The 17,874-nt window shown below is 31.6% G+C and carries 16 protein-coding genes; 14 read left to right on the top strand and 2 right to left on the bottom strand.

The features are described 5' to 3' along the window. The first annotated feature begins 176 nt into the window (after positions 1-176). The 12 genes from WA327_RS01915 (at position 177) to WA327_RS01860 (ending at position 13,679) form a co-directional block, all read left to right on the top strand. Positions 177-1,571, top strand: coding sequence for a UDP-glycosyltransferase (locus WA327_RS01915; RefSeq protein WP_336065831.1), 1,395 nt, complete (start codon positions 177-179; stop codon positions 1,569-1,571). A 50-nt stretch (positions 1,572-1,621) separates the two neighbouring features. Next, positions 1,622-2,272: a sulfotransferase family protein gene (locus WA327_RS01910; RefSeq protein ID WP_336065828.1), complete on the top strand. Its 651-nt coding sequence runs from the start codon at positions 1,622-1,624 to the stop codon at positions 2,270-2,272. After that, positions 2,272-3,417: a glycosyltransferase family 4 protein gene (locus WA327_RS01905; protein ID WP_336065827.1), complete on the top strand. Its 1,146-nt coding sequence runs from the start codon at positions 2,272-2,274 to the stop codon at positions 3,415-3,417. The genes WA327_RS01910 and WA327_RS01905 overlap by 1 nt, the downstream gene beginning before the upstream one ends. Further along, the gene (locus WA327_RS01900; RefSeq protein WP_336065825.1) at positions 3,414-4,964 is read left to right on the top strand and encodes a glycosyltransferase family A protein; all 1,551 of its coding nucleotides are present in this window, start codon (positions 3,414-3,416) and stop codon (positions 4,962-4,964) included. The genes WA327_RS01905 and WA327_RS01900 overlap by 4 nt, the downstream gene beginning before the upstream one ends. Continuing rightward, positions 4,957-5,982, top strand: a complete 1,026-nt coding sequence (locus WA327_RS01895) for an exostosin family protein (protein ID WP_336065824.1) — start codon at positions 4,957-4,959, stop codon at positions 5,980-5,982. Before WA327_RS01900 ends, WA327_RS01895 begins: the two co-directional genes overlap by 8 nt. A gap of 2 nt (positions 5,983-5,984) precedes the next feature. Beyond that, positions 5,985-6,983: a glycosyltransferase gene (locus tag WA327_RS01890; RefSeq protein WP_336065822.1), complete on the top strand. Its 999-nt coding sequence runs from the start codon at positions 5,985-5,987 to the stop codon at positions 6,981-6,983. 6 nt (positions 6,984-6,989) lie between these two features. Further along, on the top strand, positions 6,990-7,544 hold the full coding sequence (locus WA327_RS01885) for a DapH/DapD/GlmU-related protein (RefSeq protein WP_336065819.1): 555 nt from the start codon (positions 6,990-6,992) through the stop codon (positions 7,542-7,544). Next, a complete protein-coding gene (locus WA327_RS01880; protein WP_336065816.1) occupies positions 7,544-8,665 on the top strand; it encodes a glycosyltransferase in 1,122 nt (373 codons plus the stop codon). The genes WA327_RS01885 and WA327_RS01880 overlap by 1 nt, the downstream gene beginning before the upstream one ends. 145 nt (positions 8,666-8,810) lie before the next feature. Further along, positions 8,811-9,890 carry a glycosyltransferase gene (locus WA327_RS01875; protein WP_336065813.1) on the top strand — a complete coding sequence of 360 codons (1,080 nt, stop codon included), beginning with the start codon at positions 8,811-8,813 and terminating at the stop codon, positions 9,888-9,890. Beyond that, positions 9,890-11,239, top strand: coding sequence for an O-antigen ligase family protein (locus tag WA327_RS01870; RefSeq protein WP_336065811.1), 1,350 nt, complete (start codon positions 9,890-9,892; stop codon positions 11,237-11,239). The genes WA327_RS01875 and WA327_RS01870 overlap by 1 nt, the downstream gene beginning before the upstream one ends. Then, positions 11,199-12,206 carry a glycosyltransferase family 4 protein gene (locus WA327_RS01865; RefSeq protein ID WP_336065809.1) on the top strand — a complete coding sequence of 336 codons (1,008 nt, stop codon included), beginning with the start codon at positions 11,199-11,201 and terminating at the stop codon, positions 12,204-12,206. Before WA327_RS01870 ends, WA327_RS01865 begins: the two co-directional genes overlap by 41 nt. Positions 12,207-12,284: 78 nt before the next feature. Then, on the top strand, positions 12,285-13,679 hold the full coding sequence (locus WA327_RS01860; RefSeq protein WP_336065805.1) for a sugar transferase: 1,395 nt from the start codon (positions 12,285-12,287) through the stop codon (positions 13,677-13,679). A 118-nt stretch (positions 13,680-13,797) separates the two neighbouring features. Here the strand turns inward: WA327_RS01860 and WA327_RS01855 are convergent, their stop codons facing one another. Continuing rightward, the gene (locus WA327_RS01855; protein WP_336065802.1) at positions 13,798-14,952 is read right to left on the bottom strand and encodes a DUF4105 domain-containing protein; all 1,155 of its coding nucleotides are present in this window, start codon (positions 14,950-14,952) and stop codon (positions 13,798-13,800) included. A 9-nt stretch (positions 14,953-14,961) separates the two neighbouring features. Beyond that, complete coding sequence (locus WA327_RS01850; RefSeq protein ID WP_407942427.1) at positions 14,962-16,032, bottom strand: PorV/PorQ family protein; 1,071 nt, start codon at positions 16,030-16,032, stop codon at positions 14,962-14,964. A 122-nt stretch (positions 16,033-16,154) separates the two neighbouring features. On the opposite strand from WA327_RS01850, the gene WA327_RS01845 reads away from it, so the two are divergent. After that, a complete protein-coding gene (locus WA327_RS01845) occupies positions 16,155-16,898 on the top strand; it encodes a CDP-alcohol phosphatidyltransferase family protein (protein WP_336065800.1) in 744 nt (247 codons plus the stop codon). 9 nt (positions 16,899-16,907) lie between these two features. Continuing rightward, complete coding sequence (locus tag WA327_RS01840) at positions 16,908-17,729, top strand: TerC family protein (RefSeq protein ID WP_336065798.1); 822 nt, start codon at positions 16,908-16,910, stop codon at positions 17,727-17,729. The last annotated feature ends 145 nt before the right edge of the window (positions 17,730-17,874 follow it).

The raw sequence follows: 17,874 nt of genomic DNA, 5'->3' as shown, positions 1-17,874 counted from the left end.
ATAGAAAAGAAGTCTGTTAAGTGTTTAATAACAGAATCTTAGTCATTTCGAAGGAGGAACGACTGAGAAATCACACAAGAAGTTTAGAGAGATAAGATAGAGAAAGTATGACCGAGGATGAATAGAATATCTAAAAAAATAACAACCAAAAGCCAAGACCAAGAATAAAAAATTAAATGAGTAAAAAGGTATTTGTATTTTTTCCTGATGGTGTAGGATTGCGCAATTTTGCGTTTACAAAGTTTAAGTCTATAGGTGAAGAGATGGGTTTTGATATTACCTATTGGAACAACACGATCTTTGATTTAGAATTTGAATTGGGCTTTAAACAAGTCACCATTGAAAATCATCAAATACATCCCTTAACACCAATATATTCTAGAGCAAGAAAACGTGCCGAATTAAACGTCTCTAGAGATAAGTTTAATGATGATGTGTATCCTACTTATAAATTTCCGTTTAGTTATAAAGGATTAAAAAACACTTTTAAAAGTTTATATACGCGATTGTTGATTGGGTTATACTCTTCAGAACAAGGTGTAGAAAAATTAAGATATAAAATTAATGCTTTAGAGCGTAAAAATCCAAAGTACGCCTATTGTAAAGCCCAATTAGAACAACATCAACCAGATTTAATTTTTTGTACCACACAACGTGCGACACAGTCTATTAGCGCTTTGTTAGCGGCTAAAGATTTAGGGATACCTACGGTAGCATTTGTCTATTCTTGGGATAATGTCCCTAAAGCCATGCAAGTTGTTGAGACTGATTATTATTGTGTGTGGAGCGAGCATATGAAGCGCGAAGTATTGCAATATTATCCGTTTGTAAAACCAGAGCAAGTTTTTGTAACAGGAACACCACAATTTGAGCCACATTATGATCATAGTTTAAAAGAAACACGTGAGGACTTTTTTAATACCTACGGATTGGATGTAGAGAAGCAATACATCTGCTATTCTGGAGATGATGAAACCACTTCGCCTTTAGATCAGTACTATTTAGAAGACTTGTCTAATGCAGTACGCAGCTTAAATACAAAAGGCTATAATTTGGGAATTATTTATCGAAAATGTCCTGTGGATTTTACGAATCGCTATGATGCGGTTATAAGAGATAATGCAGATATCATTGAAGTCTTAGATCCTATTTGGAAACAGGTAGGTAGTCAATGGAATCAAGTCTTACCATCACCTGAAGATTTTAAAATGTTGTATAATGTTTGTGAGCATAGTGCATTTGTTACTAACGTGTGTTCAAGCACAGTCTTTGATTTTGTGGCTCATGATAAAGCCTGTATTTATTATAATTACGAGCAACCACAATTAAAAAAAGGTATAAGGGATATAGGGCAAAACTACAAGTATGTACATTTTAGAAGCATGCCAAGTGACAAAGCAGCTGTGTTTTGTACTGATAAAAATGAGTTAGAAAGCTTAGTACAACAAATATTAGATGGGCAGTTAAGTAATGTTGAAGAAGGAAAGCAATGGTATGAAATTATTGTAGGTCCAACACCAACAGAAGCTTCAGAAAAAATTTGGGAAGTGATTAATCAAATTTTAAAATAAAAGTCATGCTTTTTCCTGAACTAAAAAGAAACGAGCAAAATAGCTTGAAAATGTCTACCGCATTTTTATTGGGGCTTTTTAGACGTGTTTTTTTTAAAAGAAAAAGAAAAGTTTTTGTAATTGGATTTCATAAAACAGGAACATCTACACTAGGTAAAGCATTACAAATATTAGGTTATACCGTTTGTGGAAGTTTAAAAGAAGCCTATGATTATGATTTAAATAACGACGTAAAGTCCTATATTTTAGAAAAGGCTAAACCATTATTAAGTGCTTATGATTCATTTCAAGATACACCTTGGTTTTTAATTTATAAAGAGCTTTATCAGCTTTACCCTGATGCTTATTTTATTTTAACAAAACGATCAGAAGAACGTTGGATTAAAAGTATTCAGAAGCATTTTGGGACACACCAATTTAAATTCCATGACTATATTTATGGTACAACAGATACTATAAATGATGAAAATATTTATTTAAAAAGATATCAAAATCATAATATAGAAGTTGAATTATTTTTTGAAGGAAAATCAAATTTTTTAATATTTGATATAGAAAATAGTAGTTGGGAAACATTAGTGTCTTTTTTAGGAGTAGGTAGACCTTTTGTTTCATTTCCTCATGCTAATAAAGCAGGCGATAATTTACTATTACAAACAAAACTTAAAAGCATAATAAAGCGATTATATTATAAGAAGTAATGCACATAGGTTTAATCACATCCGAATATCCACACTCAGAGGTTAGTCACGCAGCAGGTATAGGTACCAGTATAAAAAACTTGGCAGTAACCTTGGTAAGGCAGGATGTTAAGGTTTCTGTATTTGTATATCATCAATCTAAAGATGCTGTCATAGAGTCAGAAGGAGTGACTATACACCTAATAAAAAAACAAGCTTTTTCTTTATTCACATGGTATCGTTATAGAAAACTGTTAAATAAATATATTAATACTGTTGTTGCAAAAGAAAAAATAGATATTATTGAGGCACCAGATTGGACTGGCATTACGGCGTTTATGCGCTTTAAAGTCCCATTAGTGATTCGATTTCATGGTAGTGATGCCTATTTTTGTAAGCTTGAAGGAAGAAGACAAAAGTTTAAAAACTTTATGTTTGAGAAACTAGCGTTACAAAAGGCTAAAGCCTATATCGCGCCAACCACTTTTGCAGGAGAAGAAACCGCTAAGATTTTTGGATTAAACCGTAGTAAAATTAAAACCATCCATTACGGATTAGAGTTGGATCGTTTTGTTAACGCTAAACCAGATCAATTTCAATCCAAAACGTTATTGTATATCGGGACTATTATTAGAAAAAAAGGAGTTTTGGAGTTGGCTGAGGTTTTTAATAAGGTTATAGAGCAAGATGTAGCAGCCAAATTAATATTAATTGGAGGTGATTCTGGAGATATTAAAACAGGTTCATCTTCAACCTATACTTTAATGCAGTCTCTATTTTCTGAAAAGGCAAAAGCAAAAGTTAATTATTTAGGTAAAATACCTTACGCAGAAGTCCAAGAACATATAAAAAATGCACACGTTTGTACTTTTCCAAGTTTTGCAGAAACATTGGGTATGGTGACTATTGAGAGTATGGCGCTTCAAAAACCTGTAGTGAATACTAGTATAGGTTGGGCGCAAGAACTAATAGATGATGAAGTAAACGGTTATTTAATTTATCCTAAGGATACAGCTGCTTATGCAAATAAGGTTATTACATTATTTGAAGATAAAGCGTTGTGCCTGAGGTTAGGTAAAGCCGCAAGAAAAAAAGTAGAGCTTACTTTTGACATACAAAAGCAAGTAAAAAAGAATATAGATTATTATCAAAGCTTGTTGTTATGATTTTTTTAATTCACAATAATAAGCAAGCAGTAGAAGTTTTAGATGAGCGTTTACAAGGTATAAAGGTAAACTTTACATCTAATCAACTAACAACACAGTTGTTTGAACTTGCTTCACTTTATCCCAAACAGATAATAGCTTGGTGTTATTTAGAGTTAAAAACATCTTTAAACCCTGATGGGTTTAACAAGGTGTTTCATCATGAAAAAATCATGGCGAGTTTTAATCCTTCAAATCATAACTATCTTTTAGATGTAATTGGGTATGTTGATCGAAGCTATTTTTATAAAGTAAACAAATCTGTAACGTATCCAACTTGGTTAATGTCTAGCATGGTTGGAGGTTTACATGCTTCAGTACTTAATACAGTGAGACAGCACATAGACATATCCAGTGATTTTAATTATTTTTTAATAAGTCTTGCAAAGCAAGGTATGCCACAAGGTTTATTTTGTTATTCGTCACCAAATCTTTTGTTAACACATAAAGAAGTAACTAATAATAAAGCAGCTTCTACAGCAACCCTTTTTAAATTTGTAAAAGAGCATTACAAATGGGTTTGGGCATTCTATTTAGCTTTAGCTTATTTGGTTTACGAACGAAAGCTTATGTTGTTTTCTTTACTAAAATCTTTAGTTTATAAACAATTAAAAAGAGATCTAAGCTTAGATACTGTTGAGGTGAAGAGTTTTAAAAGCACAGTGCAAGAGAAGACCGTTGATGTTATTATACCAACGATTGGAAGGAAGCCATATTTATATGACGTATTGAAAGACTTATCTAATCAAACGGTGTTACCTAAACAAGTTATTATTGTAGAGCAAAATCCAGATAAAGAAGCTTTTTCTGAATTAGATTACTTAACCACACAAGATTGGCCTTTTATTATAAAACATACCTTTACCCATCAAACAGGTGTTTGTAATGCAAGAAATATAGCTTTACAACAAATAAAAAGCGCATGGGTTTTTTTTGCAGATGATGATATAAGGTTTGAAAAAAAAATTTTAGAGCACAGTTTTGAAATTTTAGATACCTATGGAATCAAAGCAATTAATTATTTATGTTTACAACCACACCAAAAGCAAACTTTTTTTAAAATACATCAAACTACTATTTTTGGTTCAGGTTCAAGTTTAGTTAGTTCTAAAGAATTAAAAGGCTTACAATTTAACTTAGCTTATGAAAATGGTTTTGGAGAAGATACGGAGTTTGGTATGCAATTACGTAATAAAGGAGTAGATATAGTATTTGTGCCTGAACTAAAGATAACACATCTAAAAGCACCAATTGGAGGTTTTAGGACAAAGGTTTTATTGCCTTGGCAGAAAGATATTATACAACCTAAGCCATCACCAACCATTTATTTATTACAAAGTACTTATTTTACAATTAAACAATTACAAGGCTATCAATTATTGTTAGGACTTAAAGAATATAGACGTGGTAATGAAAAAAATCCTTTTAAGTTTGTAAAACAATTTAAAGCGAAATGGCAAAAAAGTGCCGAGTGGAGTCAGAAACTAAGCCAATCTATCAATGCTTAAACTTTACACTAATACTGGTTTTTTAACAGAAACGTATCGACGTCAAGTCTTTCCGTTGTTATTTGATTTGGTGTTTAAGCCAAACCAAGAACTGCTTAGTTTGTATCATATTACCGATACGATTACAGATGCAGATGTAGTTGTGTTTCCTATAGATTATGCGGTGTTTATAAAGCATCAACAAGCTAGTCAAGAATTATTGCAACTTGCCAAGCAGCATCAAAAACAATTATGGATTTATACTGCAGGTGATTATGGGTATACTAATTATATAAAAAATAGTTATACGTTTAGATTAGGAGGTTTTGATAGTTTGTTGTCTAAAGGGACTTTTATATTGCCTTCATTTATAAATGATCCTTATTCGACTTTTATAAATTCAGAATTTAAACCTTTAGAGAAAACGGAACAACCTACTATTGGTTTTGTAGGGCACGCTCAATTAGGATTAAAAAAGTGGTTAAAAGAGTTAGTTAACCATTTAAAATACAGTGTTAAGCGTCGTTTTAAAGGTTGGCTGGTAGATAAACAATCGTTTTACCCTTCAAGTATTAAACGCGCTAGATATTTACAAACATTAGCAGTAAACGATAAAGTAAATACCAATTTTATACTTCGAAATCAATACCGCGCAGGATTACATAATGAAGCAACTAGACGCGACAGTAGTATTGCATTTTACGACAATATTTATACTAATGCTTATACCTTTTGCATTCGTGGTGTTGGTAATTTTTCGGTACGTTTTTATGAAACTTTAGCAGTCGGACGTATCCCTATTTTATTAAATACAGATTGTAGATTACCATTAGCAAACATTATTGATTGGCAAAAACATTGCGTGATTATTGATGCTAAAAGTAAAGTGCCAATGGTTAGACAAATTCTTGATTTTCATCAGTCATTAAGTGACACTGAATTTAAAGCTTTACAACAAGCTAACAGAGAGCTATGGTTACAATATTTAAAACGTGACGCCTATTTTAAAGCCATTTATAAACAATTTAAAGCAAGGTAATTATGAGGTTTTCTTTAATTGTTTGTACATATATGCGTCCGCAAGCCTTACTTACTCTATTACAATCGGTAAGAACACAAAGTCTATATCCAGATGAAATTTTAATTATTGATGGCTCTATAGACGATGCAACTCAAGTTATTTTTGAACAGCCATTATTTAAACACCTGCGTTATTACAAGGTCGAAGAAAAAGATAGAGGATTAACCAAACAGCGTAATTATGGTATTAACCAAGTAGGAGGCACTATAGATGTGGTTTGTTTTTTGGATGATGATACTGTTTTAGAACCTAATTATTTTGAAGAGGTATTAAATACGTTTTCAAAATATCCTGAAGTTATAGGTGTTGGAGGTGTTGCAGTGAATGAAAATAATTGGAAAGAAAAACAACCTAATGTAACTTATAACCAATACAGGTATTATCAATTTGATAATTATGTAGTTAAGGAGGGCTTACGAAATGTAGCAAGAAACTATCTTGGATTGCAGTCTCCTCTACTTCCTGGAATACTACCTGATTTTTCGCATGGTAGGACTTGTGGTTACCCTTTGACTGGTCAATCATATGAGGTTGATTTATTAATAGGCATGTCTATGGCTTTCAGGAAAAGTTTGTTTACACATATAAATTTTTCTAAGTACTTTGAAGGTTATGGACTTTATGAAGATGCAGACTTCAGTTTAAGAGCTTTACAATATGGTAAAAATAGGATTAACACTGCCGCACGTTTAGCACATTATCATGACGCTTCAGGACGACCAAACCAATTTAAATACGGTAAAATGGTATTAAGAAATGGCTGGTATGTATGGCGTGTTAAAAATCCTAATCCAAATTTAAAAGCTAGATTGAAATTCCATGCTACATCGTTATTATTAACATTAATACGATTAACTAACATCGTGACAACTAAAGAGCGACAAAAAGCATTAACTGAAAGTTTAGGTCGTGTCGTTGGTTGGTTTTCTATTATCTTTAACCCACCTAAGCAAATCTAACTTATAATGATGCATGTTTTTGCCTTAATAGCTTCAGATTATAGAAAGTATAAAAAGTATGGTGGTCATTTTTTATCAATTGTATTTTTAACGCAAGGGTTTTGGGCAGTTTTTCAATACAGGATAGCTCATTTTTTCTATACTCTTAAAATTCCGATTGTTAGATATTTATTACTCTTATTAAGTTTGTTGTGGCAAAAATTAATTGAAATAACAACAGGTATTTCAATACCTTATTCTGCAAGTATAGGGCATTCATTATACATAGGTCATTTTGGAGGTATTATAATTAATGCTAAAAGTGTCATAGGTAATAATTGTAATATCTCACAAGGTGTTACTATTGGCGTAAGTGGTAGAGAAACTTCAAGAGGAGTGCCAGTTATAGGTGATAATGTTTATATTGGTGCTAATGCTGTTGTTGCAGGTAAAATTTCTGTAGGAAACGATTGTGTTATTGCTGCCAACTCATTAGTAGTTAACAGTTTTGAAGCCGGAGTAACCTTAGTTGGTGTACCTGCTAAAATTGTAAACCATAACACTTCCAAAGGATATATATGATGAAGTTTTTAGTAGTAACCAATGCCCCAACATTATATCAAAACAAAACTTATTGTGCTTACGCACCATATGTTAGAGAAATGGATATTTGGTCTGATAATGTAGACGAATTTAAAATTTTATCACCAAATAGTTATTCTGGTAAATTGTTGACAGCGCCTTTTAAAAATCAACCAGAACTTGTAGCTGTTCCTAGCTTACAATTAACATCTATAATACACATTATCTTAAGTGTTATAAAACTACCAATTATTATAATAACACTGTTTAAGGCTATGATTTGGGCAGATCACATACATTTAAGATGTCCAGGAAATATTGGATTATTAGGTTGTGTTGTTCAAATTTTTTTTCCTAAAAAAATAAAAACCGCCAAGTATGCTGGTAATTGGGATCCAAAATCTAAACAACCCTTAAGTTATCGATTGCAAAAGTGGTTATTATCTAATACACTTTTAACAAAAAATATGACGGCTTTGGTCTATGGTGATTGGCCTAATCAAACTAAAAATATTAAATCATTTTTCACAGCTACTTTTACCGAAGCAGAAAAAGAACCCTTAAAAGTAAGAGACTACAGAAGTGCTTTAGAATTTATGTTTGTAGGTAGTTTAGTCGAAGGGAAGCGTCCTTTGTTTGCTATTCAGTTGATAGAACAATTACTAAAACAAGGTCAACAAGTACGGTTACATTTATTTGGCGATGGGGTATTAAGACCAAAACTAGAAAGCTATATTAAATCACATCAATTAGAAGCTTATATTATTTTACATGGTAATCAGCCAAAAGATGTTATAAAAACCTATTATAAAACATCACATTTTTTAATTTTAGCTTCAAAATCTGAAGGTTGGCCAAAAGTGGTTGCGGAAGCGATGTTTTTTGGAGTTATTCCTTTAGCAACTAAAGTGTCTTGTATACCAACTATGTTAGGTCATGGAGAACGAGGCATACTTGTAGAGGCAGATTTAGGTCAAGCAGTTAAAGTTTTTAATAGCTATACTGAAGCAAATTTTAAGTCGATGTCAACAAAAGCTTTAGAATGGTCGCAAGCATATACTTTGGATCGATTTGAAAAGGAAATTAGGGATTTGATTTTGTTTGAAGAAAATAGAGTATAGAGATAAGAGGAAATAAACAAGAATTAAGAAGCAAGAGACAAGAGGTAAAAGTATGCAGTCAGCAGTCAACAGTTTGCAGTAGGTAGCTGGTAGATAATAGAAGTAAGAAGTTGTATGGTTAAAGTAATGAATAGTAATTAGAAAAATGAAAGTATTACAACTTATAGATAGTTTGGAAGCAGGAGGCGCAGAGCGTGTTGCTGTAAACATAGCGAATGCTTTATCAGCTGAAATTTCTAAATCTTATCTATGTAGTACAAGACAAGAAGGTATCCTTAAAGCATCATTAGACCCAAAGGTTGGTTATTTGTTGTTAAACAAGAAACGAACATTTGATTTAAAAGCAATTATAAGGCTTAAAGACTTTATTAAAAAAGAACAAATCGATATTATACATGCCCATTCTAGTTCTTTCTTTACAGCTACATTAGTTAAATTACTTTATCCAAAAATTAAAATTATTTGGCATGATCATTATGGGCATAGTGAGTTTTTACATCGACGTCCCATACGTATATTACAATTATGCTCTTACTTTTTTAATCATGTGTTTAGTGTAAATACTTTATTAGCATCATGGGCTAAACGAAAACTTCATGTTACATCTGTAAGTTATTTACCTAATTTTTCAGTTAAAGAAAAACAGGATTTAGTTACCCAATTACACGGAAAAACAGGGAAACGTATTGTTTGTTTGGCTAATTTAAGGCCACAAAAAGATCATATTAATTTGTTGATGGCTTTTAAAACTCTATACGATAAAAATAAAGATTGGACGTTGCATTTAATAGGTAAAGATTTTGAAGATGATTACTCTCAATCTATTAAGAAATATATCAAAGATTTTAAGTTGTCTGATGGTGTCTTTCTTTACGGGAGTTGTCCAGATACTTCGGCTATTTTAAAGCATTGTGATATAGGTGTGCTATCTTCAAAATCTGAAGGTTTACCGCTAGCTTTAATTGAATATGGTTTAGCGGGTTTGCCTACTATAGCTACTAATGTAGGACAATGTAAAGAAGTAATCATAGATCAACAAACCGGACTGTTGGTACCGTCTAGTGACCCAGAGTCACTAAGGCGCGCTTTAGACTATTATATTAATAATCCTTTAAAACAAGAGTTGTTTGGGAATGCTTTACGCCAACATATAGACAATAATTTTTCAAAAAAGGCTGTTATTTCAACTATTAAAGGGATATATTCTAACTTTGTGCCTCATTAATGGATAAGCAGTATTTAAATATATTAGGACTACATGTGGTTTTAGGTTTGTTGATGTTTTTCTTCAGATCTTTTGGTGACATCTATTTTTATGGGTTAGTTGCTTATTTCTTCTTTAGAGTTATCAGTGCAAAACCTAATTTAAAAGCATTTGAGATTATTAAAGCTTGTGCATATGTTTTGGGTGCTGAGGTTATTTTAAGGATGACAGGTAGTGGTTTGTTTTATGAGTCTAGCAAATACCTTGTGATATTTTTTTGCGTAATGGGACTTTTTTACAGAGGATTTCATTTTAAAGCAAGTCCTTACCTTCTTTATATATTATTATTAGTGCCAAGTGTTTATGTCTCTTTGTATGTGCTTGATGTGAGTAGTAATATTAGAAAGGCGATAGCTTTTAATTTAAGTGGACCAGTAACTTTAGGTGTTGCAGCGTTGTTTTGTTATAAAATACAGTTAAGTAAAAGTCAGCTTAAACAAGTTGTTAATCATATTGTATTTCCTTTAGTTAGTACATTGATTTATATTATTACCTACAACCCTAATGTATCCGAAGTAGCAGTAGGAACTTCTTCAAACTTTATTGCATCAGGTGGTTTTGGACCAAATCAAGTCTCTACTATTTTAGGTTTAGGCTTTTTTCTATTTACGGTTCGTTTCTTTTATTTTTCTAAATCAAAATTAGTAAAGTATCTAGATTTATTATTTATTTTACTTTTTGCCTTTAGAGCAATAGTTACTTTTAGTCGTGGAGGTGTATTTACAGCTATAATAATGATAGTAGCTTTTATATTTATTCAATATAAAAGTATGGATAAGGTTAATAAAACTAGAATGCTATCTTCTGTAGTAGTTTTTTTGGTTCTGGGAGCTGCAACTTGGATTATCTCTACCATACAGACTAATGGAATGATTGAAAAGCGCTATGCCAATCAAAATGCTATAGGCGTAGAGAAGAACGATATAACAACAGGACGTACAGATTTATTTATAGCTGAGTTTGAAGAGTTTTTAGAACATCCTTTTATAGGTGTAGGTGTAGGACGTATCAAAGATTTACGATTTCAAGAAACAGGTATACACGCTGCCTCACATAATGAAATGAGTCGTATTATATCTGAACATGGTAGTTTAGGCGTACTGGCGTTTAGTATCTTACTTTTAGTTCCTTTATTTTTAAGATTAAAAGATAGAAGTAACGTGCTCTTTTTCTCTTTTTATCTGTTTTGGTTTTTAACCATAAACCATTCTTCTATGCGTATTGCAGCACCAGCGTTTATATATGCTTTAAGTTTAATACATATTAAAGATGACTCATCTCGTTTACATAGGAAACAAGTTAGCGCATAAAGGCAATACAGCATCTACTATTGATACCTTGGGTCTTCATTTTGAAGATTTAGGTTATAAAGTGACTTATGCGTCTTCTAAAAGTAATATTTTTTTACGTTTATTAGACATGTTATTAACCGTTTTTAAACAGCGTAAAACAGCTAGTTATGTGCTAATTGATACTTATAGTACTTTAAATTTTTATTTTGCTATAGCTGTTAGTCTGTTGTGTCGTCTTTTAAAGTTGAAATACATACCTGTTTTACACGGCGGAAACTTGCCTAACCGTTTAACAAATAACCCTAAGCTTAGTCAACTAATATTTAAGTATTCTTACATTAATGTATCACCTTCAGAGTATATCAAGCATCATTTTGAAACTAAAGGTTATACATGCAAAGTCATACCTAATAGTATTGATATTAGTCAATATGAGTTTAATACTCGAGTTATAGATGAGATAAAACTACTTTGGGTACGTTCTTTCTCTAAAATTTATAACCCTACTTTAGCTATAGATATTTTAGAGACTTTGAAAGCAAAAGGGTATAATGCCTCTTTATGTATGGTAGGACCTGAAAAGGATGGCAGTTTAGAGACGACCAAAGCTTACGCTAAAACCACGGGATTAGACGTTACTTTTACAGGTGGTTTAACCAAATGTGAGTGGATTTTACTATCTAAAGATTATAATATATTTATAAATACAACTGACTTTGATAATATGCCAGTAAGCGTGATAGAAGCTATGGCGTTAGGATTACCGGTTATTTCTTCAGATGTTGGTGGGTTACCGTTTTTAATCCATCACCAAAAAGATGGTTTATTAGTGCCACCAAATCAAGTTGAAGGTTTTGTAAATGCTGTACAGCAACTTAAAGAAGATCATTCATTTTTAGATGAAATGACAAAACACGCCAGACAAAAAGCAGAATGTTATGATTGGCAACAGGTTAAAGCCCAATGGTTGTCTATTTTAAAATGATAGTTATTAAAATGACTATTAACTTGTATAAAATTTTTTAGTTATTATCTTTGGGAAAATTCTTCCAACCAATAGCCAATGAATAGCTCAAGTGGCATACATTTTGAAATTTCTGAACGTAAAATCCTATTACGTATCTTTGATTTGCTATTTATTGGAGGTTCTTTATACTTAGTCAGTTCCATTTTTAATTTTGATTACTTTTTGGTAAGTCATGAGCATTGGGCTTGGATTTTTGTGCTGGCACTTTACATCTCAATTTTTGGAACCGTATTAGAATTATACGATTTGCAAAAGTCTAGCCGTATAGAAACTGTGGTGAGTACCATTATTTTAACTACTTCGGTAACCGTATTGTTTTATTTATTAACGCCATTTTATACACCGTCTTTGCCAGATAATAGATTGCAAATTATCTATTTCTATATTGCTATTTTGTTAGGTTTATTTGTTTGGCGTTGGGCTTATATCACTTTTATATCTTCACCGCGTTTTTATAAGCGCGTCCTTTTAATTGGTGAAACATCTAATATTAAAAGTATCGTTAATGCCTTTAATGATGCAGACCCTAATTATGTTATTGTAGGTTACATTAATTGCGAGAGTGATAAAAAAGATGCTGTTAAGTTTACAGCGGTTAAAGAATTTAGTCCTAAGAATATTAGAAAAGTTATTAAAGATGAAGGTATTTCAGAAATTGTAGTTGCTAGTTACGATTCTGAAAACATCACGCCTTCCATATATTCAGACCTTATTTCGTTGTTAGAAAAAGGCTTTCCTATTAAAGAATATACGCAGGTTTATGAAGATATTACCTATCGCGTTCCTGTGCAGTTTGTAGGTAAAGATTTTTACAAATATTTTCCGTTTAGTCGAAATAATAAAAACAAACTGTACCTTACTTACCGTCGTCTTTTTGATATTATTTTGTCTTTAGTAGGCTTGGCTATTGGTGTGTTATTTTTACCTTTAATTTTAATAGGAAATGCGCTTGGTAACAGAGGTAAGCTTTTTTATACCCAAGAACGTGTTGGTAAAAGCGGAAGACCTTTTACCATTTACAAATACCGAAGTATGGTGAAAAATGCCGAATCTACAGGTGCTGTTTGGGCAAGTAAAAATGATAGTCGTGTGACGCCTTTTGGACGCTTTTTACGTACGTCTCGTTTAGATGAAATTCCACAATTTATCAATATTTTAAAAGGAGACATGAGTATGATAGGACCACGACCAGAACGTCCTGTTTTTGTTGAAGAACTCTCGCAAGTCATTCCTTTTTACGAAACTAGACATATCGTTAAGCCAGGTTTAACAGGTTGGGCGCAAGTAAATGCACGTTATGGCTCTAGTATTGATGATAGCTTGCTTAAGCTTCAATACGACTTATTTTATATTAAACACCGTAGTTTTATGTTAGATATTAATATTGTTATTAAAACTTTGAGTACGGTAATTTTCTTTAGAGGACAGTAGGTTTTAAGTTCAAAGTTCAAAGTTCAAAGTTCAAAGTTCAAAGTTCAAAGTTTGAAAGTTGAAATTTCTTGTCAGTTCGAGTGTTTTACGAGGTACGAGTAAAATATATCGAGAACTACTACTTCTTTAAAAACTTCAATAGAAAAATATAACGAATAAATAGTGCTATTAATAGCGGAATTAAAGTTGGTGCAAAACGTTGTACACCACTTATCCAATGTACAGTGAGTAAGCATAGCATAAGCACACTAAACTTTATATAACCTACAAACCATTTTTTAGGTTCTGATTTACAGGCTTGAAACATCATAAGTATACTTAACGGAAAAGCCCAAAGTAAGTTGTAGTTATATGCAGTTGCAGTATGGTCTGTAGCAAACCATAATAAGGTTAATAATACCCCAATTAATCCTAAAACCAGATGTAATATGACGTCTAAAATTTTAGTTCTGCATTGGTTTTTATAATCTCTATAAGTGATAAAGATGATTAAAACCGCCAATACACTTAAAATAACTGATGGACTTAATAGAAAGTTTCCTTTTTGAAATTTGGTATCAGATTTAAAAATTGTTTTACTGCTGCTTACTAATTCTTTCTCATTACTTATAGTCGCTTTTTCAAAAAAAGTATAAATGTTTTTAGGCAAAAACAGGTGTTCTCTTGGTGTTGCAGTTCGGTCTATAACGGCTCCTAATGCAATGTCAATTCCTAAACTTCCCCAAGTGTTGTAATGTAATTCATCTTGAATTAAGGTGCGGAATGTTTTGTCTTCGTAATTATCAGGTAATTGGTAGTTAATGTTTCCGTTAGTAGCATTTTCTATAACATCTCTAATTTTTGTAGCACAATTGTCATAGAAAAAATCATATAAATAAGCACCTTGATTGTTGGCATAATTGGTTTCTAAAAAGGTGTAAATGCTTTGCTTTTCTTCAGCAGAAAGATTTAGAAGTTGTTCTTTAATGCTTCTGTTTTGTTGTTTGTAAAAATTAACTAAGTTATTGTAATTAGCTTTACCTTGTAAGTAGTTAAGTTTTCCTCTAGCGAAGTTGAGGTAAAAGTTTGGGTCTTCAAAATTATAACGACCAAAGTCGTATACAATATCGCTGTAACTTGTTTTTAGTCTAATACCACTATGTCCAAACGCATCATTAAGGTTATTACCAGGACCAATGGTTAATACACTAATTTGTGTGTTGTTAGGAATGTTTTTTTGTGAAAAAGCAACTGTAAAACACAGTAAAAAAAGGACGCGTAATAGTAGTTTCATAAGATAGGGTTATCTAAAGATACTAAAATCTAATTTTAAAGAAAATACGTTAGAATATAATGCTACACTTTGGTCACCAATATCTGTAAACGCATAATCTACTTGTATACCGTTGTATTTAAACCCAACTCCAAAAGTAGGCTGGAAAGTTAATCGCTCTGAATTATCTATCTGTAATTCATTTTGAAAATTACCCATTCCGCCACGAAGATATATCATGTCAATATATCCAAACTCAAAACCAAATGCTGGATTAATACTAGCAAAAGAGGTGGAAATTACATCATTATTTTGCTCAAATCTTACATTTAAATCTATTTCGGCTTCTAATGTGTAATCGTAATGAAAACGATATAATTTAGCCACACCAATTTGAAGTTTAGGAATTGTGATTTCGGTGGTTTCTGGTAATTCTTGGTTTTGACCTTCAACTGCGTTTTGTACTTTAGCAAATTCTTCTTCGTTAATTGACCATGCGTTATACGTTGTTGTGATGTCTCTTGCCATAACACCAAACTTCCAATTGTTATCTGTTTCAAATTGAATAGCAGCATCAAGACCTACGCCCCAACTTGAAGCAAAATCCCCAATAATACGGCGTATAATTTTAGCATTTACGCCATAGCTTAAACCTTGAATAGGTAAATTTCTTGAATAAGATATTGTTAATCCATAATCTGCAGTAGAGAAGAGGCTAATACGATCGTAATTTACATTACCTTGCTCGTCAATTAACTGAGTAGTATCTAAAATATCGTCTACAGCAAATCTAATTAAAGACACTCCAAAAGCACTATTATCGTCTAAAGGCATAGCAAAACCGGCATAGTCATAATTTGCAATGTTAGCAAAGTAACTAGAGTGCATTAAGGCTAATTGGTTGTCTTCTAAATTGATTAATCCAGCAGGATTCCAGTAACCTGCATTTACATCGTTAGATCTTGCTACTACAGCGTTACTTTGTCCCAAAGCAGCAGCATCTACACCTATATTCATAAATTCGTTAGAATATTTACGGGTGGTTTGTGCGTTTAATGGGATGAACACCAATAATATAAGAGAAGCTAAAAGTAATCTCAATTTCAATTTTTTTTACAAAGATGCTATATTTTTTCTACATATTAAACTTCAATTTTAATAGTATATTGTTTGTAAGTTGTTTTAGACCAAAATTCTTTACTATTTTTACAAAAAACTAATGCATGAATATTAAAGCCTTTATTCCTAATTTTGTCACACTTCTTAATCTTTTATGTGGAAGTATAGCTGTGGTTTTTGTTGTAAATAATCACTTTACATTAGCAGCATTTTTTGTTTTTTTAGGTATATTTTTTGATTTTTTTGATGGGCTTTTAGCAAGAAAATTAAACGTACAAAGTGATTTAGGAATTCAATTAGATAGCTTGGCAGATATGATTACTAGTGGGTTAGTGCCAGGTTTAATTATGTTTAAATTATTAGAGTTAGCAACTAATACAAATGGTGTGTCTGTTACTGCAGATTGGTCTGATAGCATGTATTGGTCTGGCGTTAATGTTAGCGTTTTACCATTTTTAGGATTGTTAATTACGTTGTCTTCTGCTTACAGACTGGCACGTTTTAATATAGATGAAGACCAACAAACCTATTTTAAAGGTTTACCAACACCTGCAAATGCTTTATTGGTATTGTCTTTACCATTAATTTTAGAATTTCAGAATAACGATTTAATAAATGCGACTATTTTAAACCCTTGGTTTTTGGTTATCTTAACTTTGTTAAGTACTTATTTGTTGAATTCGCCAATTAAATTATTTGCTTTAAAATTTAAAGACTATAGCTTTAAGAGTAATGCTGTACGTTATATCTTTTTAATACTAAGCGTTGTAATGTTAATAGTACTTCAGTTTGCAGCAATACCAATAATTATACTGCTATATATTATTCTTTCTTTAATTTCAAAATAACCACCACAAATGGGACAAATTATATTTACGTTATTAATGCTAGTAGCATTGCAAGCTGTTTTAGGATTTGATAATCTACTTTACATTTCTTTAGAATCTAAAAAAGCACCACAAGAGTCACAAAAACGAGTTAGAAAAGTAGGTATTTTGATTGCTATAGCTTTAAGGATTGTATTACTGTTTTTATTAGTCAAAATTATTGTTTTTTTTCAAGAACCATTTTCTTGGTTAACAGGCAGTATTGAAGATGTTTTGACGTTTTCGTTTAATGGGCATAGCATTATTGTCTTAGCAGGAGGCGCTTTTATTATCTACACTGCTTTAAAAGAAATTTGGCATATGATTTCTTTACAAAATAATAGCCATAAAGTAAAAGACGAAGAGAAAGGAACAAAATCTGCTAATGCTGTCATCACAAGTATTGTTGTGATGAATTTAGTGTTTTCTTTTGATTCTATTTTAGCAGCTATAGGTTTAACAAGAGAGATAGAAAACGCCACAGCAGCTTTTATTGTTATGGCAATAGCTATTGTGTGTAGTGGTTTATTAATGTTGGTGTTGGCCGATCGAATTTCAGCCTTTTTATCTAAAAATAGAATGTATGAAGTTTTAGGTTTATTTATCCTTTTTATTGTTGGTATCATGCTAGTAACTGAAGGCGGACATCTAGCGCATATCAAATTCTTTGGCAATGAAATTACACCGATGAGTAACACTACTTTCTATTTTGTTATCGCGGTTTTAGTTATTGTAGATGTGGTACAAGGACGTTATCAAAAGAAATTGTTAGCAGAGAAAGCAAGTGTAGAGAATAAAAAAGAAGAAAATTAATTATCTAATTAGATGATAATTTTAAATTATATTTTCTTTAGTATATATAAAAGCATATCAATTACAAATAATTGGTGGCCAAAAAAATCTACAATAAGTGCTATTACTGTTTTATTATATTTTAATCTTTTGACGATTGTAGCAT

It is taken from the genome of Mesoflavibacter sp. CH_XMU1404-2, assembly GCF_037029465.1.
Taxonomy (GTDB): domain Bacteria; phylum Bacteroidota; class Bacteroidia; order Flavobacteriales; family Flavobacteriaceae; genus Mesoflavibacter.
Note: the sequence above shows the minus strand (reverse complement) of the source record. Positions and strands in the feature narration are given on the sequence as shown.